The 24,835-nt window shown below is 66.2% G+C and carries 19 protein-coding genes and 1 tRNA gene; 8 read left to right on the top strand and 12 right to left on the bottom strand.

Going from position 1 to position 24,835, the window contains the following annotated elements:
- Window positions 1-12: 12 nt before the first annotated feature.
- Window positions 13-1,869, bottom strand: a complete 1,857-nt coding sequence (locus tag GOC52_RS05800; protein ID WP_043396686.1) for an ATP-binding protein — start codon at window positions 1,867-1,869, stop codon at window positions 13-15.
- Between the two features lie 138 nt (window positions 1,870-2,007).
- Window positions 2,008-3,384, bottom strand: a complete 1,377-nt coding sequence (gene radA / locus GOC52_RS05795) for a DNA repair protein RadA (protein ID WP_043396689.1) — start codon at window positions 3,382-3,384, stop codon at window positions 2,008-2,010.
- A 150-nt stretch (window positions 3,385-3,534) separates the two neighbouring features.
- On the opposite strand from radA, the gene GOC52_RS05790 reads away from it, so the two are divergent.
- Window positions 3,535-5,592 (top strand): putative bifunctional diguanylate cyclase/phosphodiesterase, encoded by a 2,058-nt coding sequence (locus GOC52_RS05790; protein ID WP_191850894.1) that lies wholly within the window; start codon window positions 3,535-3,537, stop codon window positions 5,590-5,592.
- Window positions 5,593-5,733: 141 nt separating this feature from the next.
- On the opposite strand, the gene cyoD is transcribed toward GOC52_RS05790, so the two are convergent.
- From cyoD to cyoA, 4 genes are read right to left on the bottom strand one after another with little or no spacing between them, the layout of a single operon-like run.
- Window positions 5,734-6,075, bottom strand: coding sequence for a cytochrome o ubiquinol oxidase subunit IV (gene cyoD / locus GOC52_RS05785; RefSeq protein ID WP_005408584.1), 342 nt, complete (start codon window positions 6,073-6,075; stop codon window positions 5,734-5,736).
- Complete coding sequence (gene cyoC, locus GOC52_RS05780) at window positions 6,075-6,713, bottom strand: cytochrome o ubiquinol oxidase subunit III (protein ID WP_005408583.1); 639 nt, start codon at window positions 6,711-6,713, stop codon at window positions 6,075-6,077. Before cyoC ends, cyoD begins: the two co-directional genes overlap by 1 nt.
- Window positions 6,710-8,707 (bottom strand): cytochrome o ubiquinol oxidase subunit I, encoded by a 1,998-nt coding sequence (cyoB, locus tag GOC52_RS05775; protein ID WP_005408582.1) that lies wholly within the window; start codon window positions 8,705-8,707, stop codon window positions 6,710-6,712. Before cyoB ends, cyoC begins: the two co-directional genes overlap by 4 nt.
- Before the next feature lie 2 nt (window positions 8,708-8,709).
- The gene (gene cyoA, locus GOC52_RS05770; protein WP_010483288.1) at window positions 8,710-9,750 is read right to left on the bottom strand and encodes a ubiquinol oxidase subunit II; all 1,041 of its coding nucleotides are present in this window, start codon (window positions 9,748-9,750) and stop codon (window positions 8,710-8,712) included.
- A 351-nt stretch (window positions 9,751-10,101) separates the two neighbouring features.
- On the opposite strand from cyoA, the gene GOC52_RS05765 reads away from it, so the two are divergent.
- Together GOC52_RS05765 and GOC52_RS05760 are read left to right on the top strand one after the other, a co-directional pair.
- Window positions 10,102-10,737, top strand: coding sequence for a GyrI-like domain-containing protein (locus GOC52_RS05765; protein WP_043396696.1), 636 nt, complete (start codon window positions 10,102-10,104; stop codon window positions 10,735-10,737).
- A 13-nt stretch (window positions 10,738-10,750) separates the two neighbouring features.
- The gene (locus GOC52_RS05760) at window positions 10,751-11,086 is read left to right on the top strand and encodes a hypothetical protein (protein WP_043396699.1); all 336 of its coding nucleotides are present in this window, start codon (window positions 10,751-10,753) and stop codon (window positions 11,084-11,086) included.
- Between the two features lie 118 nt (window positions 11,087-11,204).
- Here the strand turns inward: GOC52_RS05760 and GOC52_RS05755 are convergent, their stop codons facing one another.
- The 4 genes from GOC52_RS05755 to GOC52_RS05740 form a co-directional block, all read right to left on the bottom strand.
- Window positions 11,205-11,639, bottom strand: coding sequence for a putative periplasmic lipoprotein (locus GOC52_RS05755; RefSeq protein WP_043396702.1), 435 nt, complete (start codon window positions 11,637-11,639; stop codon window positions 11,205-11,207).
- A gap of 194 nt (window positions 11,640-11,833) precedes the next feature.
- A tRNA-Thr gene (locus tag GOC52_RS05750) sits at window positions 11,834-11,909 on the bottom strand.
- Between the two features lie 50 nt (window positions 11,910-11,959).
- Window positions 11,960-12,964 carry a 2-hydroxyacid dehydrogenase gene (locus GOC52_RS05745; RefSeq protein ID WP_191850892.1) on the bottom strand — a complete coding sequence of 335 codons (1,005 nt, stop codon included), beginning with the start codon at window positions 12,962-12,964 and terminating at the stop codon, window positions 11,960-11,962.
- 97 nt (window positions 12,965-13,061) lie between these two features.
- Window positions 13,062-15,932, bottom strand: coding sequence for an autotransporter family protein (locus tag GOC52_RS05740; RefSeq protein ID WP_191850890.1), 2,871 nt, complete (start codon window positions 15,930-15,932; stop codon window positions 13,062-13,064).
- Window positions 15,933-16,216: 284 nt separating this feature from the next.
- On the opposite strand from GOC52_RS05740, the gene GOC52_RS05735 reads away from it, so the two are divergent.
- Genes GOC52_RS05735 through GOC52_RS05715 form a run of 5 tightly spaced genes read left to right on the top strand, consistent with a single transcriptional unit; the run spans window position 16,217 to window position 22,190 of the window.
- A complete protein-coding gene (locus tag GOC52_RS05735) occupies window positions 16,217-16,696 on the top strand; it encodes an RNA polymerase sigma factor (RefSeq protein WP_229301228.1) in 480 nt (159 codons plus the stop codon).
- On the top strand, window positions 16,693-17,661 hold the full coding sequence (locus GOC52_RS05730; protein ID WP_191850888.1) for a FecR family protein: 969 nt from the start codon (window positions 16,693-16,695) through the stop codon (window positions 17,659-17,661). The genes GOC52_RS05735 and GOC52_RS05730 overlap by 4 nt, the downstream gene beginning before the upstream one ends.
- An 11-nt stretch (window positions 17,662-17,672) precedes the next feature.
- Window positions 17,673-20,471: a TonB-dependent receptor plug domain-containing protein gene (locus GOC52_RS05725; RefSeq protein ID WP_191850886.1), complete on the top strand. Its 2,799-nt coding sequence runs from the start codon at window positions 17,673-17,675 to the stop codon at window positions 20,469-20,471.
- Window positions 20,472-20,517: 46 nt separating this feature from the next.
- Entirely contained in the window at window positions 20,518-21,474 is a 957-nt protein-coding gene (locus GOC52_RS05720; protein WP_191850884.1) for a hypothetical protein, read from the top strand.
- Window positions 21,471-22,190, top strand: a complete 720-nt coding sequence (locus tag GOC52_RS05715) for a hypothetical protein (RefSeq protein ID WP_191850882.1) — start codon at window positions 21,471-21,473, stop codon at window positions 22,188-22,190. The genes GOC52_RS05720 and GOC52_RS05715 overlap by 4 nt, the downstream gene beginning before the upstream one ends.
- Window positions 22,191-22,271: 81 nt before the next feature.
- Here GOC52_RS05715 and GOC52_RS05710 read toward each other — a convergent pair whose 3' ends face one another.
- Both GOC52_RS05710 and GOC52_RS05705 read right to left on the bottom strand, forming a co-directional pair.
- Window positions 22,272-22,937: a lysoplasmalogenase gene (locus tag GOC52_RS05710; protein WP_191850880.1), complete on the bottom strand. Its 666-nt coding sequence runs from the start codon at window positions 22,935-22,937 to the stop codon at window positions 22,272-22,274.
- Window positions 22,934-24,817 (bottom strand): M61 family metallopeptidase, encoded by a 1,884-nt coding sequence (locus tag GOC52_RS05705; RefSeq protein WP_191850878.1) that lies wholly within the window; start codon window positions 24,815-24,817, stop codon window positions 22,934-22,936. Before GOC52_RS05705 ends, GOC52_RS05710 begins: the two co-directional genes overlap by 4 nt.
- Window positions 24,818-24,835 lie beyond the last annotated feature (18 nt).

Below are 24,835 nucleotides of genomic sequence, written 5' to 3'. Positions count from 1 at the left end.
AAGGTACGGTGCTCAGCGCAGCATCTGCTGCAGGGCACCGGCGATATCGGTAAAGGCGCCGTTGAGATCCGGGCCGGGCGTAGTGTTCGCGCGTGCCAGCGGGCGGCCCTGCGCGGCGACGATGATCTTCAGTGAGCGCAGCAGGCGGGCTGCGGCTTCGGCCTGTGGATGCCCCTCGCGCTGGGCGCGCAACAGCGCCTGCACGGCCGGGTTGTCGAGGTTGAGGTACAGCCGCGACGGTGCGCGCGATTCGATGCGCGCGGTGAACTGCCGGGCCAGGCGCAGCGCGGCCATCGAAACGCGCTTGTCGTTCTCGTCGTCTTCCAGGCGCTGCTTCAGCTCGGCTTCGCGGTCGGGCACCACCACCACCGGCAGCGACTCGGGGCTGAAGCGTGCCGGCAGCAGCTGTTCGCCGTCACCGAGCTGCTCGCGCAGCCACGCCAGCTGCGCCTCGTCGAGGCTGTCATCGCTGCGGAACAGTGCACGGTTGCCCTGTTCGGTCCCCAATTCAACCAAGCGCAGGCCCTTGGCCTGGGCCCAACGGCGCAGGAACGGCACTACCGCATAGCGATGGCCGTGCGCGACCGGCACGCCCATCGCGCGGAACAGCATTTCCTCGAAGCCGCCGCCGTTGTCGAGGATCACGTGCACGGCGCCACGTGCGGGCAGCGCACTGGCCGGCAGGTCGCCCTGCGAGGTCGGCACGCGCACGTGTTCCAGCAACAGGTCGAACAGGCGATCATCGCACAGCGCTGCGCCCAGCAAGGCCTCATTGTGGCGCGTGAGAACGCGTCGCCAGGCCTCCGGCTGCTGCCGCGCGACGTCGGCCAGGCCATCAATCAGCGCTTCCAGCAGCGCATGCTGCACGGCGCGGTACTGGTCGTCGCGCTGCAGATCTTCGCGGCTGGCGGTAGGCGTCAGCCGCGAGGATTCGATCACCCCGCCAATGAACCCAGCCCAGGGCGGCAGCAGGTCGCGCGCATCGTCATCCAACAGCATGCCGCGCACGAACACCGACAGGTTGCGGTTGTCGCTGGTGCCGTAGGTAGCACCGTCCTGCACCCACAGCAGGCCGGTGGCATCGCTGTTGCCGTCCGCGCGCAACGGCACGGTGACGATCGGCTCGAAATCGTGCTCGAAGCGCGCTGCGAACTGCAGCGCCTGGCGGCGCGCCTGCACCGGGTGCACAGCGACGTCGCCCTGTCCACGCCACGGCGGCGGCTCGGGGTTGAGCGCCTCGGCCGCAGCGCCGATGAAGATCGGCTCGGACAGCAGCGCGCAGTAACGGCCCAGCACCTCGTGCAGGCGCGCTTCGTTGGCCAGTGGCAGGAAATCCGGATGCAGCTCCAGTTCCACCTCGGTACCGATCGCACGTGCCGGCACCTCACTGACGGTGTACTGCTCGGCATTGCTGGACACGTACAGGTGCCCCAGATCCGGCGTCTGGTACGAGGTGGTACGCACGCTGACCCGGCGCGCAAGCACGAAGGCCGACAGGAAACCGAGGCCGAACATGCCGATCAGGCCTTCATCGTCCTCGCCGCCCTGGCGCAGGCCACGGGTGTAGCCGACGCCGACGGTGGCCAGGTAATCGTGGATTTCCTGGCGGGTCAGGCCGGCACCGGTGTCGGTGATGCGCAGTACGCCAGCGGCGGCATCGACCTGCACCGAAATGCGCGAAGGCACTTCGATGCCGGGCTGCTCGATGCGGCGACGGATGATCGAATCGTGCGCGTTCTGCACCAGCTCACGCAGCGCCACCACCGGGGTGGAATACAGGTGCTTGCCCAGCACCGTCATCAGTCCATTGAGATCGACCCCGGCGCGACGGATTTCGGCGTTGGGGGCGGTGAGCGCGGTGTCCTGCATGTAATCGTTTACTCCTGGGCACGGAAAGACGCCAGAGGGCGTCTTCGTCGAGCGGGAAAAACTAGCACAGGGAAGCTGACCGTTGCTGCATTGGACATGTGTAGAGCCGAGCATCGGCTCGGCTCTACAGTACCGGCATCACGCCGCGTCGATGGCCTCGGACAGCCGCTCCACCGCGATCACTTCCATACCCTTCACCGAACCGCCCTTGGGGGCATTGGCCTTGGGCACGATGGCGCGCTTGAACCCGTGAGTGGCGGCCTCGCGCAGGCGGTCTTCGCCATTGGGCACCGGGCGGATCTCGCCCGACAGGCCGACTTCGCCGAAGGCGATGGTCTTCTCCGCCAGCGGCCGGTCCTGCAGTGACGACAACACCGCCAGCAGCACCGGCAGATCGGCGGCGGTCTCCTGCACGCGGATGCCACCGACCACATTGACGAACACGTCCTGGTCGCCGACCAGTACGCCGCCATGGCGATGCAGCACCGCCAGCAGCATCGCCAGGCGGTTCTGCTCCAGGCCGACCGCGACACGGCGCGGGTTCGACAGTGGCGATGCGTCGACCAGTGCCTGCACCTCCACCAGCAGCGGCCGCGTGCCCTCGCGGGTGACCATCACGCAGCTGCCCGGCTGATGGGTGCTGCCACCGGACAGGAAGATCGCCGATGGGTTGGAGACCTCCTTCAGGCCCTTGTCGCCCATCGCGAACACGCCCAGTTCGTTGACCGCACCGAAGCGGTTCTTGAACGCGCGCAGCAGGCGGAAACGGCTGCCACTCTCGCCCTCGAAATACAGCACCGCGTCGACCATGTGTTCCAGCACGCGCGGGCCGGCGATGCCGCCCTCCTTGGTCACGTGACCGACCAGGAACACGGCGGTGCCGGTTTCCTTGGCGAAGCGCACCAGCCGCGCAGCACTCTCGCGTACCTGGCTGACCGAGCCCGGCGCGGCGGTCAGGCTCTCGGTCCACAGGGTCTGCACGGAATCGGCCACGATCAGCCGCGGTCCAGCCCTGGAGGCATGCTGCAGGATCGACTCGACGCCGGTCTCGGCCAGCGCATTGACGCCATCCAGCGGCAGCTCCAGGCGATGCGCGCGGCCAGCCACCTGCGCCAGCGACTCCTCGCCGGTGACGTACAGCACCGGCAATTCAGCCGCCATCTTCGCCACCGCCTGCAGCAGCAGGGTCGACTTGCCGATGCCGGGGTCGCCACCGACCAGCACCACCGCGCCTTCGACCAGACCGCCGCCGAGCACGCGGTCGAACTCGCCGATGCCGGTGCTGACCCGGCGGTGCTCGGTCTGCTCCACGTCCTTCAGCGCGGTGATCTTCGGCGGGTCGATCTTGCCCGCCCAGCCGGCCCGGCGCGACGTTGGCGCCTTGGCCGCCGCCGCGCTCTCCAGCACGATTTCCGACAGCGAGTTCCAGGCGTTGCACTCGGTGCACTGGCCCTGCCACTTGCTGAATTCGGCGCCGCATTCATTGCAGACGTAGGCGGTGCGGGCTTTTGCCATTGGATGATTTCCAGCAACGGGAACAGGCGTGGCAGGATAGCCGAGCCGGGTCGCAGGTGCTGCGACCGCTCAAGTCCCGCCCCCCCGCGCCGATAGCTGTCGCGGGCGTGCGCCTTGCGGGCGCCCCCTCCCTCCCCCTCTGGATTCAACATGACTGGCAGTTACAGTCAGAGCCTGGTCGCCATCTCCCTGCTGGTGGCCATTCTTGCTTCGTACACGGCGCTGGACATGGCCGGCCGCCTGGCCACGGCCGAGGGCCGCGTGGCCCGCTGGTGGCTGGCCGGCGGTGCAGCGGCGATGGGCCTGGGTATCTGGTCGATGCATTTCATCGGCATGCTGGCCTTCGACCTGCCGATCCCGGTCGGCTACGACCTCGGCATCACCCTCTACTCGCTGGCCGTGTCGATCGGCGCCTCTGCCTATGCGCTGTGGCTGGTGTCGCGGCCCAGCCTGCCCTGGCGACGGCTGCTGGCCGGCGCCGTGCTGATGGGCCTGGGCATTGCCACGATGCACTACCTCGGCATGGCCGCGATGCGCATGCAGCCGGGCATCGACTATCACCCGGGCTGGTTCGCCGCCTCCATTGCGGTGGCCATCGGCGCCGCCGGTGCTGCGCTGTGGATCGCATTCCGCCTGCGTGCCGAGCAGCGCAACACCATGCGCCTGCGCGCACTGGCCTCGCTGGTGATGGGCCTGGCCATCGTCGGCATGCACTACACCGGCATGGCCGCGGCGCGCTTCCCGGAGGGCAGCATCTGCGGCGCGGTCGGCAGCGGTGGCATCGACACGCGCTGGCTGGCGGTGCTGGTGATCGTCACCACCGTGGCCACGCTGGGTATCGCCCTGGTCGCCTCGCTGTTCGACCGGCAGATGCGCGTGCGCACCGGCCTGCTGGCCGATTCGCTGGCGCATGCCAACAACAAGCTGATCCAGGCCGCCCTGCACGACCCGTTGACCCAGCTGCCCAACCGCATGCTGCTGCAGGACCGCATCGAGCAGGCCATCGAGAAGGCGCGGCGCCGCAACCATGCGGTGGCGGTGATGTTCTGCGACCTGGACGGCTTCAAGGCGGTCAACGATGCCTACGGGCACCAGCTGGGCGACCGCCTGCTGGTGGCGGTGGCGCAGCGTATCGGCGGCCTGCTGCGTCCGCAGGACACCTTCGCCCGCCTCGGCGGCGACGAGTTCGTGATCGTGCTGGCCATCGATGTTCCCGACGATGCGGTGGTGGTGGCCGAGCGGATCATCGCGGCGGCTGGCGAACCGTTCCTGCTGGATGCAGCCGAGCTGCAGGTCAGCGCAAGCCTGGGCATCGCCCTGTACCCGGATGACGCCGGCAACGAGCGCGAGCTGATGGCACACGCCGACGCTGCGATGTACCACACCAAGGAAACCGGGCGGAACGGCTATACGTTCTTCACCCCCTCGATGCAGCTCAGCGCCAACCGTCAGCTGCGCCTGCTGCAGGACCTGCGCAAGGCCGTGATGCGCAATGAACTGATCCTGCATTACCAGCCCAAGTTCCCGGCCGCGGGCGCGCCAGCCACCGGCGCCGAGGCGCTGCTGCGCTGGCAGCATCCGGAGCTGGGCCTGCTGGCGCCGGACGTGTTCATCCCCATTGCCGAACGCAGTGGCCTGATCCTGCCGATCGGCGACTGGGTGCTGGACCGCGCCTGTGCGCAGTTGCGTGCGTGGCACGATGCCGGACATGCCGAATGGTCGATGGCAGTGAACCTGTCGCCCTTGCAGTTCTCCTCCCCGGCCCTTCTGGACAGCGTGCGCGGGGTGCTCGAACGGCACCACATCGAGCCGGCGCGGCTGACCCTGGAGATCACCGAGACCACGGCGATGAAGGACGTCGACGCCAGCCTGGCGATCCTCAACGACCTCACCGCGATGGGCGTGCACATTGCCATCGACGACTTCGGCACGGGCTATTCCAGCCTGCTGTACCTGAAACGCATGCCGGCCACCGAACTGAAGATCGACCGCGCGTTCGTGCATGACCTGGAATGCAATGAAGAGGACGCCGCCATCGTCTCGTCGATCATCGCGCTGGGACGCACCCTGCAGCTGCAGGTGGTGGCCGAAGGCGTGGAGACGCAGGCGCAGCGCGAGTACCTGAGCGAACTGGGCTGCGACCAGTTGCAGGGCTACCACCTGGGCCGACCGATGGACGCCGAGGAATTTCTGCGCCGGGTGGGCTGAGCCGATGTGCGGAGCAAGCTCCGCACCCACCTCATCAGGAGATCCACGCCGTGCGTGGATGTTCCTCGCCGCCCCCCCCCCCACGGCAAACAGAAAGGCCGCCCGAGGGCGGCCTTTCTGCGTGGCAACGTCGCGAAGACGTCAGTGCATCATGTGCACGTTCATGTTGTGCATGACCCACAGGGTGCCGACCACGATGATGCCGATCACCACCACGGTGAAGGCCGCAGCGTTGACGTTCCAGCGGCTTTCCGAAGAGCGGTCCAGGTGCAGGAAGAACACCAGGTGGACCAGCATCTGCAGCACCGCGGTGATCGCGATCACCACACCGTTGACGGTGCGCGAGAAATCACCCGACATCACCATCCAGAACGGGATGACGGTCAGCACCACCGCCAGCACGAAGCCGATCAGGTACGACTTCACGGTGCCATGGCTTTCGCCGCCGGTGCCGTGGTCGTGTGCATGGTTGTCATGTGCCATTACAGGGCTCCATTGAGGTAGACGACGGAGAACACGCCGATCCAGATCAGGTCCAGGAAGTGCCAGAACAGGCTCAGGCACGCCATGCGGGTCTTGTTGGTCGGGGTCAGGCCGTACTTCTTCAGCTGCACGAACATCACCAGCAGCCACAGCAGGCCGGCGCTGACGTGCAGGCCGTGGGTACCGACCAGGGCAAAGAACGCCGACAGGAAGGCACTGCGGTCCGGACCGTAGCCCTGGTGGATCAGGTGCTGGAACTCCCACACTTCCATGCACATGAAGCCGAAGCCCAGCAGCCAGGTGATGCCCAGCCACAGGTACATCTGGCCCATCTGCTTGCGGTGCATGGCGATCATGCCCAGGCCGAAGGTCAGCGACGAGGTCAGCAGCAGCGCGGTTTCCCATGCAACGAACGGCAGTTCGAACAGGTCCTTCGCGGTGGGGCCACCATCGGTGCCGCCCGCCAGCACCACGTAGGTGGCGAACAGCGAGGCGAAGATGAGGCAGTCGCTCATCAGGTACACCCAGAAACCGAAGACGGTATTGCCGCCGGTGTCGTGGTGCTCGTGGTCGTCATGGCCATGGGCCGCCGCGTGCGCGGCGTGCCCGTGGCTCAGGGTCGAGGTATTGGTGCTCATGCCTTCAGCTCCGACTTCACCAGGCCCTGGGCTTCCAGGTGCTTGCGGTGTTCGTTCTCGATGCGTTCCACCTCGGCGGCCGGGACCCAGTAGTCCACGTCCTGGTCGAAGGTGCGGTAGATGAACGTGGCGATCATGCCGACGAAGCCGACGATGGCCAGCCACCAGATGTGCCAGATCATCGCGAAGCCGAACACCAGGCTGAAGGCACCGATGACAACGCCCGTGCCGGTGTTGCGCGGCATGTGGATGTCGGTGTACTTGGCCGGCTTCGGCCAGGCTTCACCACGCTGCTTGCGCTCCCAGAAATCGTCCAGCTCGGTGACTTCCGGCAGCGTGCCGAAGTTGTAGAAGGCCGGCGGCGAAGAGGTTTCCCACTCCAGCGTACGGGCATCCCACGGGTCGCCGGTCAGGTCGACGGTCTTCTTGCGGTCGCGGATCGACACGGCCACCTGGATGATCTGGCACAGGATGCCGGCGCCAACGATGAAGGCACCTGCGGCGGCGATCAGCAGCAGCGGCTCGTAGGCCGGGTTGACCGTGCTCTGCAGGCGACGGGTCATGCCCATGAAGCCCAGCACGTACATCGGCATGAAGGTCACGTAGAAGCCGATGAACCAGCACCAGAACGCGCACTTGCCCCAGAACTCGTTCAGGCGGAAGCCGAACATCTTCGGCCACCAGTAGGTGATGCCGGCGAACATGCCGAACACCACGCCGCCGATGATGACGTTGTGGAAGTGGGCAATCAGGAACAGGCTGTTGTGCAGCACGAAGTCGATGGCCGGGATCGCCAGCATCACGCCGGTCATGCCGCCGATGACGAAGGTGACCATGAAGCCGATGGTCCACAGCACCGGGGTGGTGAAGTGCACGCGGCCGCGGAACATGGTGAACAGCCAGTTGAAGATCTTCACGCCGGTCGGGATCGAAATGATCATCGTCGTGATGCCGAAGAAGGCATTGACGTTGGCACCCGAGCCCATGGTGAAGAAGTGGTGCAGCCACACGATGAACGACAGCACGCCGATGCAGGCGGTGGCGTAGACCATGCCCTTGTAGCCGAACAGCGCCTTGCGCGAGAAGGTCGCGATGACTTCGGAGAACACACCGAACGCCGGCAGGACCAGGATGTACACCTCCGGGTGACCCCAGATCCAGATCAGGTTGATGTACAGCATGGCGTTGCCGCCACCATCATTGGTGAAGAAGTGCGTACCCAGGTAGCGGTCCAGGGTCAGCAGCACCAGGGTGATGGTCAGCACCGGGAAGGCAGCCACGATCAGCACGTTGGTCACCAGGGCGGTCCAGGTGAACACCGGCATCTGCATCAGCTTCATGCTGGGGGTACGCATCTTCAGGATGGTGATGAAGAAGTTGATACCGCTCAGCGTGGTACCCAGGCCTGCGACCTGTAGACCCCAGATGTAGTAGTCCATGCCGACGCTTGGACTGTATTCGATGCCCGACAACGGCGGGAACGCCAGCCAGCCGGTGGCAGCGAACTCACCGATCCACAGCGACAGCATGATCAGCACAGCGCCCGACACGAACAGCCAGAAGCTGAGCGAGTTGACGAACGGGAACGCGACGTCGCGCGCACCGATCTGCAGCGGCACGGCCAGGTTCATCAGGCCGGTGATCAGCGGCATCGCCACGAAGAAGATCATGATCACGCCGTGGGCGGTGAAGATCTGGTCGTAGTGGTGCGGCGGCAGGTAACCCTCGGACCCGCCGACGGCGAGCGCCTGCTGGGTACGCATCATGATGGCGTCGGAGAAGCCACGCAGCAGCATGACGAAGGCGACGATGAGGTACATCACGCCGATCTTCTTGTGATCCACCGAGGTGAACCACTCCTTCCACAGATAGCCCCACAGCTTGAACTTGGTGATCAGGGCCATGACGCCCAGGCCACCCAGCACCGCGCCGACCAGGGTGGTCAGCACGATTGGATCGTGGGGGATCGACTCAAGAGAGAGTTTTCCCAACATGTTCATTCTCCCGAACCCGCGTGGCCGGCATGGCCCGCGTGTTCGTGTTCGTTGGCATCCAGGTTTTCACCCGATTCCTTGGAATCATGTGCGTCACTGGGGGCGTGGCCCTCGTGCGCTTCATGGCTGGCGGCATCGGCAGCGGCGGCACCAGCGTGCGAGTGCTTCATGCCGTAGTGCTTGTTGTCGCCCATGTGCTTGGCGATGACCCAGTCGAACAGGCCTTCTTCGGTCTTGCCGAAGTAGGTGACCGGGTACCACTCGGCGTTGCGTGCTTCACCCAGCGCCTTGAACGAGGTCTTGTCCAGGGTCTGCTCGCCGGCACGGACCTGGTCCAGCCACTGGCGGTATTCGGCATCGGTGACCGAGTAGGCGGTGAAGTGCATCTTGGCGAAGCCCGCGCCGCTGTAGTGCGAGGACATGCCCGGGAATTCACCGGTCTCGTTGGCGATCAGATGGAGCTTGGTCTCCATCGCAGCCATCGAGTAGATCATGCTGCCCAGGTGCGGGATGAAGAAGGCATTCATCACCGAATCGGACGTGATCTTGAAGTTCAGCGGCGTGTTGACCGGGAACTTGATTTCGTTGACGACCGCCACCTTCTCTTCCGGATAGATGAACAGCCACTTCCAGTCCAGCGAGATCGCCTCGATGGTGACCGGCTTGACGTCCGAATCCAGCGGCTTGTACGGGTCCAGTGCGTGCGACGAACGCCAGGTCAGGACCGCCAGCACCAGCACGATCATGCAGGGAATGGACCACACCACCACCTCGATCGCCGTCGAGTGGGACCACTTCGGCTCGTAACGGGCCTTGGTGTTGGAGGCGCGATACTTCCACGCGAAGGTCAGGGTCATGATGATGACCGGGATGACGACCAGCAGCATGAGCACGGTGGCCGTGATCAGCAGGGTCTTCTCATCCTGGCCGATCTGGCCCTTCGGACTGAGGATGGCCACGGCATCGCAGCCGGTGAGCATCACCAGCAACGACAGCAGCAGGCCCGGGCGCAACCAGCGCCCAAGGGTTTTCAACGGAATCATCGGTCGATCCAATTGCGAGGGAATGCCGTTCCCCGTCCTGCCTGTTCCGGCCAAAGCCGGTCCCACCGGTCCGGAAGACAGGTAGGGAGGTGGGGTCGAGTCAGCCTTTCAATTTTAGGCCGTCACCCACCATTTAAGAAAGGCATTGACAATGATCGAGCGCAGGAAAGGCCCGTTTCTGGCTGCGACACGTTGTCGCACCGCACGGGCGCGGCGGGCAGAACACCCGAGGGCGGCATCCTAGCATCGGGTGCTGGCCGGCGGTCCGCCCTCGTTCGGCAAAGTCATCTGAACCTGTTCAGGCGTGCTGACGGGTGCCCGGCATGGGATGCTCGGCGCTGGAGGAAGCCCATGGACAAGATCGACTTCAAGAAGCGCGACCGGGCGCTGTATCAACCGCCCGCCGGCAAGTTCGTACGGGTCGATGTGCCGCCCCTGCCCTACGTGATGGTCGATGGTCGCGGCGACCCGAACACGGCCCCCGCCTACCTGCAGGCCGTGCAGTGGCTGTATTCGGTGAGCTATGCACTGAAGTTCGCACTGAAGGCCACGGGCCAGGACTACGTGGTGCCACCGCTGGAAGCACTGTGGAGCGCCGAGGACCCGGCCAGCTTCGTCGCGCGGCGGAAGGATGAGTGGGTCTGGACGGTGATGATCCGCACGCCCGAGGGCATCGACCCTGCACAGTGGCAGGCCGCGATCAGCAAGGCGCGCACGAAGCTGGGAGAGGCTCCACCCAGCCTTCGCCATCAGATCCTTGCCGAGGGCCCAAGCCTGCAGACCTTGCACGTGGGCGCCTACGACGACGAAGGCCCCACCCTGGCGCAGATGCATGACGAAGTGATGCCCGCACTGGGATACACCTTTGCCGGCCCCCATCATGAGATCTACCTGAGCGACCCGCGCAGGACCGACGCAGCGCGGTTGAAAACCGTGCTGCGACAGCCGGTGCGGCCGATCGGGCCTGATGAGGATTCCCGCATATGAGACAAGGAATGCCATGCGCCTGATCAACCGATTGCTGCACTGGACCACCCTGCCCGCCGGGCGCCGCCTGATGGCCGTGCTGGGTGCCGCGCTGGTGATCGTGCTGGCCTGCAATCCGGATCTGCTGCCGTTGTTGCCGGTCGTGGATGCGCTGGGGCTGGACGTGCTGATGCTGCTGCTGGCTGCGCAGGTGGTGGCGGTCCTGCCTTGGGTGCGGGAGCGGGCCACGTGCGGAACCAGAGTGCTCGCACGCCTGCTGATCGCCGCATCGGCGGGAGCAGCAGGTGGTTATCTCCGGCAGCTCGCGTGGTGGCTGGCGCGGGACGCGGTGATCGCTGGACGTAAATGAAGGTGTGTTCCCATCGGTGACGTTGCAGACCGCCCCCTTCCCTTGGGCAGAAACAGAAAGCCCGCGCAAGGGCTGGGGCGTTCCGTTGATGGACCTGCTCGCCTTGCGTGGAGCGCGCCTAGAACGCGGTCGGACCGATCTGAATCACGCCATCATGGGCCAACGCGAGACGGATCTTGGTCCTGCCACCCGCCGTGACCATTTGGGAAATCTCGCGCCTATGCGCCGATTCATCCCCCCACGAACAGAGCCCTTTGCCCGCGAAAATTGCGCTGACAATGCGATTCCCGGAGGGAACAGACAGCGAGACAGACTCTCCCCGCTGCAGATGGGCTGCCAGGGTGCCGTCGATATACAGTGCAAGCGGGCACGCCCCACCAACCGCGCCAACGTCGCGCGTAACGATTACCTGTCCGGAAGCACTGTCACCTATCCCATTGAAGGCGAAAACCCGCTCGGCAGGCACCGGTTGCGCCTGTTCGGAGCTGATCTGACGGGTTGCACAGCCGGCAAGAACGACGCACGCCATCAGACTCACCACGATCTTCTTCATGACACCCCCTGTTGATTGAAACTGACTTGCCCGATCCAGCCCAGGGCCGCAAGCAATCCACGACGGCAATGGTAATGACCCCGACTGAGCCAGTACATGCCTGCAGTTCCATCGGACGCTTCCGCCAGGGCCGGGCCGCGCCAGCACAGCCCAAACAAAAAGCCCCGACCTAGGCCGGGGCTTTTCATTACAACTGGTGCCGGAAACAGGAGTCGAACCTGCGACCTACGCATTACGAATGCGCCGCTCTACCAACTGAGCTATTCCGGCGGAGCCCGCGATTTTACGGGCTGGGCGCCCCGGCGGTCAATCCACCCGGCTCAGCTCGCCTCCACCCGGTTCGAACACACCCGCCCCTCGGCGAAATCCCGCAGGTTCCCCAGCGTGATTGCCGAGATCTCCTGCAGCGCATCTACGGTGAAGAACCCCTGGTGGCCGGTCACCAGCACGTTGGGGAAGGTCATCAGGCGCTGGAAGGCCTCATCATCGATGATCTCGCCGGACAGGTCCTGGAAGAACAGCGCGCTTTCCTGCTCGTAGACGTCGATGGCCAGATGACCCAGCCGCCGCGACTTCAGCGCGCGGATCACCGCATGGGTATCGACCAGCGCGCCGCGCGAGGTGTTGACCAGCATCGCGCCGGTCTTCATCCGCGCCAGCGAGGCGTCGTTGATCAGGTGCTGGGTATCGGGCGTCAGTGGGCAATGCAGTGACACGATATCGGCGCGCGCCAGCAGTTCATCCAGCCCAACCATGTCACCCACGCCGGCGAAGGCCGGCGACGGGTACGGGTCGTGCCCCAGCACGATGCAACCCATGCCCCTGAAGATGCGCGCGGTGGCCAGCCCGATCTTGCCGGTACCGACGATGCCCACGGTGCGGCCATGCAGGGTGCGCCCGAGCAGGCCATCGAGCATGAAGTTGCCTTCGCGCACCCGGTTGTAGGCGCGATGGGTCTGCCGGTTGAGGGTCATCACCAGCGCCAGCGCATGCTCGGCCACGGCTTCAGGCGAATAGGCTGGTACGCGTGCGACGAACAGATCCAGCGCTTCCGCAACCGCCAGATCCACGTTGTTGAAACCTGCGCAGCGCAGCAGCACGGCCCGCACCCCCATCGCATGCAGGGCATGCAGTACCGGCGCATCCAGGCGGTCGTTGACGAACACGCATACGGCTGCGCAATCCTGCGCCAGCGCCGCCGTATGCACGTCCAGCGCCACATCGAAGTACACGAACGCAAAGCCGTCCTCAGACGCATCGCGCTGGTTCGCCTCATCAAGGAAGCGGCGGTCGTAGGGACGGGCACTGAAGACGGCGATCTGCATGGATGGGCCTGGGTGGAATGCCATACCGACCATACCGCAGCAGCGCCCGCGTTGGGATGGCACCGGCGATGCCGTCATCGCCGGTGCCGGGTGCCATTTAGAACCGGTAGCCCAGGCCCAGCATCACGCCGTTCTGGATCTGCCCGTCGCGGCGCTCACCCACGTAGTCGGCCATGATCGACAGGCGCTCGCTGGCGCGACTGGTCACGCCGACGTTCCAGGCCAGCACCTGCTCGCCCACCGCCTGGCTGCTGGCGCCGAACACCAGATCCGGTGCCGCGGCGAAGCCGGTGCTGTAGCGGGCCTGCGAATCGCCCAGCTCCTTCTGCCAGACCACCCGGGCGCGCGGCGTGATGCGCTCACCGTTGTTGCCCTCAAAGGTCTTGAACAGCTGCAGGCCCGCACCCACGCGGATGCTCTCCAGGCTGCCACTGCGGCCAACCAGCGCACCAGCGCCCTGCCCTTCGTTGAAGCGGGTGGCCGAAGTACGCGCGTAGTCCACCACCGGCAGCAACGGCTGGATCACCAGGCCCTTGCCGGTGGTGAACGAGAACGCATGTTCAACACGCGCGGAGATCGCATCGTTGCTGTACTTCGCGCGCAGGGGCTGCTGCAGGCCATCGATACCGCCGATGCTGCGACGGGTGTCATGCCGCAGATCGGTGTAGCGCACGGCCGCCGACAGATAGCCGCGCGCGTACGTCGCATCGAGGTAACCGCCCACGTCCAGCGCGCGCACATCACCGGTGAAACCAGAGCCATCGCTGGCCTTGGTCGACATGTCCGCCGCGGCCACGCTTACGCCCAGGGTCACGCGGTCATCGGCCACGCGGGTGTCGGCACCGACCACGATGCCGCCGATGTTGTGGCTCAGGCCGGCCACGCCACCGTCGGCATCGATGCGGCCATGGCTGGCGAAACCACGTGCCCAGATGCCATGGCTGCGTCCGGCATCACCGCTACCCGCAACGCTGCCCGGCGCCGGCTCGACCAGGTGCATCGCCAGCTGGTTGAACAGGCTGCCATGGCGCATGCCCGGCTGGGAGGAGACCGACTGCGCCACCTGCGAGGCCAGGCCATCGGCATCGCCGCCGCTGCGCATGGCCGACTGGTGCTGCTGCACGACGTTGCCGATGCTGCCCACCAGCGCGGTGTCGGCCAGGCGCAGGCTGGCGTGCGCATCACCGCGCAGGGCACCGGCCTGTTGTGCGATCACATCGCGGTCGGCGAACTGCAGTGCGCCCAGCAGCGATTTCAGTCCCTTGTCCTGGCGATCGGAAGCAGTCGCCAGCGCACGGCCCAGGCCGTCGCCGGACGTACCGTTGGCGAACAGGCCCAGCTGGTCAAAGCCCGGGTTGGCGGTCAGCCACAGGCCATCGGCCGTCTGCTTCACGTTGAAGCTCAACAGCGAATTGTGGCGGGGACGGAACACATCACCGCTGATGCTGGCGCTGTAGCTGGTGTCGCCCAGGCGCACGGCCTCTTCGAAGCCGCCCTGGTAGATCGGGCCCTCAACCAGGTCACGACGGAAGTCCTGGCCGTAGTAGCCCTGCGCCACGTTCAGTTCGAGGAAGGCACCCTTGGAGATCACCAGTGCCCCCTCGGTCTGCTCGTCATCGAAGAAGGTGCCCACGCGCAGGCGGCCGGCGGTGGTGCCACCATTCTCTGTAACGTCGAACAGCACCTTGCCGCCCGGCATGATGTTGACGTAGCCATGGGTGACCAGGTCGCCACCGCGCGGCATCAGCGTGCCGAACACGCGCAGGCGGTTGAACCCGTCTTCGCGGTACGACGGGCCGGTGCCGTCCAGCAATGCAGCGCGGTCCATCGCAGTACCCGCCACGTCGCCATGGCCGACCAGCATGCCTGCGCCGAGCACGCGCACTTCCGATGCGCGCAGGGCGCCGCCTTCCAGCGCGATGGTGCCATTGTCGACCAGCATGAAATCCGCACCCGTCGTCGCGGACGTACGCCAGGTGGCGCCGTTGCTCACCCGGATCACGCCCATGGCGTTGTCCAGCGTGGAGACATCCAGATCAGCCAGCCGCAGCTTGGACAGCAACAGGTCCTGGATGTCCGGGTCACTGAGGTAACCCTGCACCGACAGCGCACCGATGCCCTGCGGACCCTTGCTGGATGCGTTGTAGATGCTCTGCGCGAGATTGATGTAGGTGGATCGCCAGTCGGTATTCCAGCGCGCGAAATCATCATCGACGAACGCCTGCAACTGGCGTCCGGTACGCAGGTAGCCGGGGTTGATGTCGCCGGTCACGTTGGCGGTGACATTCAAGGTGTCGCCCGGATCGCGGTACCCGTTCGCGGTGATGATCCTGTTGCTGTAGATGTCCTGGCCGGGGAACGACTCCAGCTTGCTGCCACTGCCATCGGGGTCGAAAGTGACCGAGGAACCGGTGCTGCGTGCCGGATCGCGGAACACCAGCAGGCCGTTCGGCTTCACCACTTCGTACATGGCCTTGTGCAGCAGCCCGGCATCCATGCCACCACCGTAGTTGCCGGTGTAGATCTGGGTCATGCGCGGCGACGGCGTGTAGATCACCTTGCCGCCGCTGCTGGCCGCGTGGATCTGCACCGAGTCGATGAGCGGCAGATCGCCGGCCAGATAGCGTTCGACGCCGCCAGACTGCATGATCGAGCAGGACGAGATGCAATTGCCGGACACGATGGTGTTCAGTCCGGAGGTGCGGATGATGCCCTGCAGCCACTCGCCGGCGATCAACGCACCACCATTGGACGTGCGCAGCACCACCTCACGGACCGGCCGGCCTTCGGCCTGCGCCTTGGCCAGCAGTGCCGGCAGGGACACCACGTCGGCGTAGGTCACATCGCCACTCAGGAAGATGCGATCGCCCTGCACGTGATAATTCATTGCCATGACGTCATCCACCACGGATATGGCGGCAACGCCCATCAGCCCGGCCAGGGCCAGGCTCAACTTCGAATACTTCATGTGTTCTCTCTCCACCCGCAACACGCGGGTAGAACGATCAACGCCGCAGTGGGGTGATCTCCCCCAGTGGAACGGATCGTGAAAAATGAATACATTCACAATGAGAATCCGATCGATGCACACTCTTCCCCATCCGGTCATCGTCGCGTAAAACTCGATGACGCATTCGCCACCGACAGTCGAGGCCAGCCCTGTCCACCCCGTCTCCCCTGATCCATCGCGCGCCGGAGCTACCCGCACCTGCGGATGCCTTCATCGCGTTCGTACGCGAAGAGCGCGCACCGCTGTGCGCGTTCCTGCGCACGCGGGGGGTCGGGCCTGAGGATGCGGAGGATATCGCGCAGGACTGCATGGAGCGGCTGATCCGCTACCGCGCACAGGGCCCGGACGAACTGCGCCTGCTGCTGTATCGTATCGCCCGCAACCGCCTGGCAGACCGCGGCCGCTCGCCGCAGTCGCGGCCGCATCTGCCGCTGGCCGAACACGATGGCAGCGACGAACCGTCCAGTTCCTCGCCCGATCCATTGCGCCAGGCCGAGTCAGGGCAGATGCTGTCCCTGCTGCGGCAGGCCCTGTTCAAGCTGCCCGAACGCGCACGCGAGGTCTATCTGCTCAACCGCATCACCGGCATGAGCTACACGCAGATCGCGCGGCATTGTGGAATTACTGCCAAGACCGTGGAAAAACATATCGCCCGGGCCCTGCAGGGCCTGCGTCAGGAGTTGGGATCGGATCCGCTGCACAACGACAGGGACGGCCAATGAGTGGCACCCCGCACAGGGATGATGCACAGCTGTTTGAACGCGCCAGCGCCTGGGTAGCCCGCCTGGAAGCCCCGGACTGCACGTCGGTCGAACGCGAGGCGTTCGAGGACTGGCTGGCCGAAGATCCGGCCCACGTCAAAGCCTGGGTGCAGGCCGAAACCCTGTTCCAGCAGGGTGCGGCGCTTGCGGCTGACCCTTGGCTGCGCACCGCCGCGGCACGGGCGGCGCGTCCGCCGCGCCGGCGCTGGCTGCCGGGCGTGGCCGCTGCCGCCGGTGTCTGCATGGCGATCGGCATCGGCTGGATGGTTGCCGTCGACGGCAACCCGACGCCGCAGGTCTACGCCAATGATTCGCACCAGCCACAGCAGCAGACGCTGGCCGATGGCAGCGTCGCCATGCTGGATGCCGGCACCACCCTCCGCGCCCGCTTCGGCTGGCGCCATCGTGATCTGGTGCTGGAGCGGGGCCGGCTGCAACTGCAGGTCGCACCGTCGAACAAGGCGCTGAAACTGCACGCCGGCGACAGTACGATCCGTGACATCGGCACGACCTTCCAGGTGGAACGCCTGCGCGACGGCCTGGTCGAGGTCGCGCTGCTGGAAGGTGCCGTGGAAGTCAGCAACGGCGCAGCGCAGCACACGCTGGCGCCCGGCCAACAGCTGCAGGTACTGCCCTCCGGCCGCATCCAGCCGGGCCCCGCCCTCTCGTCCAACGCAGCCGCTGAAGGCTGGCTGCGGGGGCAACTGGTGTTCGATGCCACGCCCCTGTCGATCGTGGTCGAGCGCATGAACCGTTATGGCCGCACGCCGCTGGTGATCGTCGATCCGGAGATCACCGACCTGGCTGTAAGCGGCACCTTCCGCGCCGGTGATGCACAGGAGCTGCTGTCGGCGCTGGAACTGGGTTGGTCCGTGGCTGGCCAGACGCGTCCGGATGGCGCGCTGGAACTGCGCCGCACCTACTGAGGAGACCGGCAGTGAAGGCAGGTCCGGGTGCGCTGCAGTGGGGGCTGCTCCGCGCCCTGCTATGCCTTGCACTGGGTGTTGCCGCACTACCGATGGCCGATGCCGGCGAGCCCGCCGGCACGCTGGAGATCGACGTGGGTGCGGGCCCACTGGTGCCGGCACTGCAGCAATGGGCCCGGCAGAGTGGCACCGCCCTGCTGTTCGACGCACGTGAACTGGATGATCTGCGCACCACTGGCACACGTGGCCAACGCGATACGGGGGCCTCCCTGAAGCTGCTGGTCGCCGGCCTGCCGGTGAACATCCTGCGCACGTCCTCGGGTGCCTTTGTCGTGCGACGTGTCCATCCCGAGCCACCTGCCACGCCACCGAAAGCGGTCGCAGCCCCGCGCCTGCCGCACCCGGCTCCCAGGTCCGCCGACACGCCACACCAGGTGGAACTGGCACCCATCCACGTCACCGGCAGCCGGCTGCCGCGCTCTTCGGTGCAGACCACACTGCCGGTCACCACCATCGATCGCGACGACATCCTGCGCAGTGGCTACGGCAATCTGTTCGACCTGCTGCGGCACCTGCCCGGCATGAACGGCCATCCCGCCATGAGTACCTCGCGCGGCGGCGATTCGCAGTACCTGCCGGTGGGTGCAGCGGCCACCACCAGCCTGGACGGCATGGGCCCGCGGGCGACGCTGTTCCTGGTCAACGGCCGGCGCCTGCCGCGCTATCCCATGGTGTCGCTGGAACAGGGCGGGCTCACCGACCTCGGCGGCATTCCGCTGAGCTTCGTCGACCGCATCGAACTGGTACGCGGCGGTGCCTCGGCCATCTATGGGGCCGATGCCATGTCCGGCGTGGTCAACATCATCCTGCGCGACCAGGCCGATGGGCCCGAAGCCATGCTGCAGACCGGACTCAGCAGCCGCGGCGATGCGGGCCAGTACCGCCTGCAGGCCGCCACGGGCGGCGCGCGTGGCAATGGGGATCGCTGGTTTGCCGGCCTGGATCTGCACCGTGTCGAGCATGTCGCCGGTGACCAGCGTGACTGGCATGCGGAAACCTCGCTGTATCCGATCGGCGCGATCTTCGGCAACTGGTACGTGCCCGCCCGACGCTGCGAGCCGCCCCTGAAGCGGCGCGAGGATGGCTGCTGGTTTGACAGCGCGCGCCCGCGTTCGCTGCAGCCCGCCTCGGATACCGCGTCGGCCTACCTGCACTACCGGCATGAACGTGGCGAGGGACGCTATGCCTATGTCGAGGCACGGGCCAGTCACAACCGTCAGCGCTTCGACCTGGGCCCGACTGCCGTTGCCGTAGTCTCGCGCGGAATCACCTTCAACAGTGTGCTGCGCGAGGCCGGCAACGTGCGCCCCAGCGTCCGCGCCACCGATGCGGACGTCACCGTCGGCATCGGCCGTGACCAGGGCCGGCGCAGCTGGGAGGCGGGCATCAGCGCGCAGCGCAGCGAAGTCACCTTGTCCACTGCCGGCACCGTGCGCACGACGCGCCTGCTTGAAGCAACGCAGGCGCGCAGGTTCACCCCCGGTTTCGACGCGCCGCCGGCGGCCGAGGCGGACACGCTGTTTCCGTCCATCCGCAACCGCGGCAGCACCGCACAATGGCAGGGCTGGTGGGGTGTGCAGCGTGAACTGATGGCAATGCCCGGGGGCAATGCGCAGCTGGCCACCGGCATCGACCTGCGCCATGAACGCTGGGTCTCGCGTCCGGATGCGCTGCTGAGCCAGGGCGACCTTGCGCTGGGCCTGCCGCAGCAGCAACGCCGCCTGTCGCGACAAAGCAGTGGCGTCTATACCGAGCTGGGCCTGCCGCTGGCACCCACGCTGCGCGCGGACCTGGCTGCACGCTGGGACCGCGACGGCGGCTTCATGGCGTTCTCGCCTCGTGCCGGGCTGCGCTGGAGCCCGACGCCGCACTGGTCGTTCCTGCTGGCCAGCGGGCGCGGTTACCGTGCACCGAGCCTGTTCGAGCAACGGCGGCCTCCCGGCTACTTCGGCTCGATCACGCTTCCGGTGTCCAGTGCCCTTCCGGAATGTGCAATCGCCACCCGCGGTGGCGGCTGCAGCGTCACGGCCAACGTCGTAGAGAACGATGCACTGAAGGCCGAGCGATCGCGCAGCCATTCGCTGGCAGCCACGTGGACACCCAACGACACGTTCTCGCTGTCGCTGACCCACAACATCGTGGAACTGCGCAACGAGATCCTCGCCCTGCAGCCCAGCGATGCGGTGTGGAATCGCAGTACCTGGGAACTGGATGAAGACGGCCACCTGAGCAGCCTGCGCCTGTCGTTCGACAACATCGGCCGCACCACCTCCCGCAACTGGGTGCTGCGTGGCGAGTACCGCATCGACAGCGGCAGCAACGGCCAGTGGTTGTTTTCGCTCGATGCGCTGAAACAGCAGGAGCTGCGCCGCCGCCGTGACCACGAGGCCGCCGTGGACCTGCGCGGCCACGTGACACCCGAGCTGGCTGCGGTGTTGAACGTGCAATGGCAGAACAGCAACTGGGACATCGCCCTGCGCGGCAACCAGGTCGGGCGCACCCGTGCCTGGCTGCCCGGGGCCGAGTGCCCGCAGGATCAGGTCGATCGGAACCACTGCATGAATCCACGCCAGCTGCGCTGGAACCTGCACCTCGCACGTCGGCTGGGGCCGCGCATCGTTGCAGCGCTGGATGTGCACAACGTACTCGATGCGCAACCGGTGAACTATCTGGTCGGCAATGGCGGACAGATGCCGGGCCTGGACGATCCGCTCGGCCGCTACTACCTGCTTACCCTGCAGTTCCGCTGAAGCGTAGTAATCTACGCGCCCTGTTCCACCGCGGTCCCCTTCTCCCATGAAAGCCTATCTCTGGTTCTGGGGCGCGTTCCTGCTGTTCTTCGCGTTGCCTTTTCCCTGCATTCTCTATTTCGGCACTTCGTGGCCGGTGGCGTTGGTCGACCGCAGCGCGCCGTGGCCGGCACTGTTGCTGCTCGCACTGTCGCTGGGCTTGTGGCTGACGCTGCTGTTCGCCTTCCTGCACTACCTGTTGCTGGGGCCACCGCGCGCACTGCACCGGGTGCAGTCGATCCTGGCCGACGGTGAACCGCGCAGTGCGCTGATCGAACAGGCCGAACAGACCGGCGTACAGGTGCGCGGCTTCGCGCAGTGGAAACTGCAGTTGTCCTTCAAGAACCTGTCAGGTACGCCGATCCGCGAACAGATGCTGGTGGTCGACAGCAAACCCCAGCTGCATCGCTTCGAGGTGGGCAGGCACATCGATGCGCGCCTGGGCCGGACGCCCGGGGCATTCCCCAACATCGTGCTGGACGGTGCGCAGCCCGAACTGAATGTCGCCAGCCTGTGGCGGCGTGGCATCGGTGCAGGACTCGGCATCGCAGCCGTTGCCGCTGCCTATGTGTTGGCCTACCGGCTGCAGAACGAGGGGCTGGGCTGGACCTTCCTGTCGTTCGGTCACCCGCTGCTGGTATGCCCGCTGGTGCTGTGTGGCTATGCGCTGGGGCTGCGCCTGCTCGGCCGCCTGCTGCACGCCGATGCCCGCGGTGATGCGCTGAAGTATCGCGGCATCGGCGTGGAGGCCCGGGTATTGAAGGTCCGTCAGACCGGCACCTACCTCAACGAACAACCACAGGTGGAGTTCCAGCTGGAATACATCGACCGCGAAGGCAACGTGCAGCAGGCCCGCGTGCGCCGCTTCATCCCGCTGATTGAACTGGCCAACATCCCGCGCGAGCACGTGACGCTGCTGTACGACCCGGATGACCGCAGCAACGTGCGGCTGGAGGGAATATGAAACAGCCTCCCTCCACCCGCACGGTGTTCCTGGTACTGCTGCTGGTTCTGGCGGGCGCGGCCATTGCCGGCGGCGCAGTGCAGACCATCAGCGAAACGCTGGGGCATTCGGTACAGCCGGACCGGTTGCCACCCTCCGTCCCGTCTCAGTCACAGCGCGAACAACCCGTATCGCTTGTGCCGTCCCCGGCGCCCTTCCCCGCGGCGAGTACCGCTGCGGCGCCCGAGCGCAACAATCGCCTGTTCGATGCGGACTACCTGCTGGCTGCCCGTCAGGCACTGGAGCAGCTGCCGGCACTGGCCGGCCAGCGGCTGACGGTCTTCCACAGCATCCACTTCTACGACGATGGCCGCATCAACCTGGATCTGGTCGATCCGCAACAGCCTGGCCACGTCGACAGCTATCACTTTGAACGTGGCCAGTGGCGCAAGGGCAATCCGGTGAACCCGCAGCAGTTCGCGCCGACCATCAGCCTGCAGCGCAGCAGCACATCCCTGGCCAGCATCGATTTCGAGGCCGTGCCGCGCGTGGCGCAGGCATTGCAGGAACAACGCAATGCCCTGCAGAACCCCGTATCCGAAGTCGGCCACGTGTATGTAATCGTGCGCAAGGGCGGCAAGCTGGTGTGGCTGCCGGACGAAGTGGCCGGTGACCGCGAATCCGTGCGCCTGCAGTTCGATGCGCAGGGCTCTCTGCGCGGCGTGCACCGCCGATAGGCCACACAAAAGGGGACGGAGGGGATTAAGTCGTATCTGCCTTGGTGCGGTTTGCGACTTAATCCCCTCCGTCCCCTTTTTCTATTTCACCGAGCGGGCGATGGCGTACTGCGCGCCGTAGTAGGTGGACAACACCAGCAGGCTGGCCAACGGCAGGCCACCGGCGAAGCGGTCCCAGGCCAGCAGGGAATCGCTGGCCACGAACAGCAATGCACCTGCCGCGGCCCAGCGGGCGCTTCGGGCGTCCACGGCACCGGGCTGCGGGCTGCGCCACTGCCGTGCCAGGGCCAGCACCGCCATCGACGCCAGCACCACCACGTAGGCCAGCACCGGCACACGCATCGGCACCGGCAGGTGCGGCCACAGGCCCATCACGTTGAGCACGGCAAATGCACCCAGCAGCACAGCGGCGCCGAACAGCCCACGCCCGGCACGCAGGCCATCGCGGAAGGCGACGATGTAGCAGACATGCGCCAGCAGGAACGCGACCAGTCCCGGCACGAACGCATCCATCGGCAGCATCAGCGCGATGTCGCCCACGCACGAAAGCAGCATGCCGGCCAGCACCGCGCGGCGGTAGAACGGCTGCGCCGGATCATGCACACGCCAGGCGATGGCCGCGATCAGCAGCGTGGTCGCGGGCTTGGCCAGCCAGTGCAGCCATCGCCCATCGCCGTGCAGGAACGCGCCGACGATGGCGAGGATCGCCATCAACGGGACCACGCCATCGCGGGCGCGCGACTTCATCGCGCCTTCCATAGATCTGCAAGGCGGTCGGGCTTGCCGGTGATGCGCTCCAGCACCGGGTACTGCAGGCCACCGTGGTAAGCGATGCTCATGGTTTCAATGCGGTCGAACTGCTTCACCAGCAACATGATCGGCGCCTTGTCCTTCGCTGCCGCAGCCACCGCGTCCTTCAAGCGCTGGCTGCTGTACTCGCGCCCGCCCACCGCGATCACCTTCATGCCAGGTGCAAGACCGGCGTTGAAGGCCGGGCTGTCCCAGATCACATCACCGACCGTGCCGTTGTCGAGCACGGTCGCACCCAGCGAGTACGCCAGCAGCGCCGCCTTCGCGCGCTTCTCCTGCGCCTTGTAGGCATCGTTCGGGGTATCGCGGTAGACCAGCTTCCAACCCGCCAGCTCCAGGCCGCCAGTCAACGAACCGTGGCCGTCCAGGCGCCCGCGCAGGAACGTGGCCCAGTCATACGGGGCAATGCCGTTCAAAGTCGCGACCACGTCATCAAAGGTGTACGGGTTGACGTCCCAGTCGCCATTGCCGACGCCGAAGAACGCACGCGCGAAATCGTCCAGGCTGCGGCGATTGCCGCTCAGTTCGCGCAGCTTGCCCTCCACTTCCAGCCACAGCATCTGGCCGCCGGAGTAGTAGTCCTCGCTCATCTGGTAGTTGCGGTAGGGCAACGTACGGCGCTGGGCGATGGTCGGGTCGTTGGTGGTGTCCTGCAGTGGACGCCAGGCCAGCCCCGGGCGGCCACGGTCATAGGTCGCGGCCACATTGGCCAGCATGTCGCGCGCCTGCGCGGCCGACCACAGCCCCGAGCGCGCCGCCAGCACCTGGCCCCAGAACTGGGTCTGGCCCTCGTACACCCACAGCAGGCTGTCGCCCATCGGCACGTTGAAGTTGGCGGTGGCCAGGTCGGCGCCGCGACGGTACTTGCCGTTCCAGGAATGGGTGTACTCGTGCGGCAGCAGGTCACGCATCCACGCGTTGCTGTCCCACTCGGTGAAGTAGCCCGGATCGGCACTGTTCTCGCTGGAACGGTGATGCTCCAGGCCGATGCCACCGAGGCGGTCGGTCAATGCCAGCAGGAACTCATAGTGGTTGTAGTGGCGCGCACCGTAGAGCTTGTCGGCCTGCTGCACCAGCGCGCGGTGCATCGTGATCTGCGCCTCGCTCGGCTTCAGCGACTTGGCGTCGTCGGCAAACACATTGAGGTGCACCGGCACCTTCGCACCCGGGTCGAGATCGATGCGCTGGTAGTGCTCACCGGCGAACAACGGCGAATCGACCAGGTGGTCGTAGGAGATCGGCTTGAACACCACGGTGTCGCCGTCGCGGCGCGCGGTTTCCAGCGCAGTGGCGAACGACCAGCCCTTGGGCAGGGTCACGCTGGCCTGCGCCTGCAGCTGCCGTGCATCGATGCCGGCCGGATACAGCGAATTGGCATTCCACTGCAGGTTGAGCATCTCCGGGGTCATCACTACCCGCCCCTGGCTGCCACCCTGCGAAGACAGGAAATCGAAGTGGGCGACGATCTCGCTGACGCCCTCCGGTACGTTCACCTTGAAGGCATAGACGTTGTACTGGTCGCGCTGCCAGGCCAGCGGCCTGCCGTTGGCGGTCACGCGCAGGCCGGCCAGCTTGTCGATCGGGCCGGTGGGCGAATGGTTGCCGGGAATCCACTGCGGGTACAGCAGGGTCATCGGGCCGGGCTTGGCCGGTACGGTGGCGGTCACCTTGAAGATGCGACGGGCCAGATCGCGCGCGTCGACCTCGATGCGCAGCAGGCCGGCAGCCGCCGCGTTCGCCGGTGGCGAGGTCTGCGCCAGTGCAGGCGTGGCCGCCAGCGCGAACAGCAACGACATCGCCAAGGCTCGGGTCTTCATCGGGCAACTTCCAACAAC

The organism is Stenotrophomonas sp. SXG-1, from assembly GCF_014083965.1.
In the GTDB taxonomy this organism is placed as follows: Bacteria; Pseudomonadota; Gammaproteobacteria; order Xanthomonadales; family Xanthomonadaceae; genus Stenotrophomonas; species Stenotrophomonas geniculata.
This window is presented reverse-complemented; position numbering and strand designations above follow the sequence as displayed.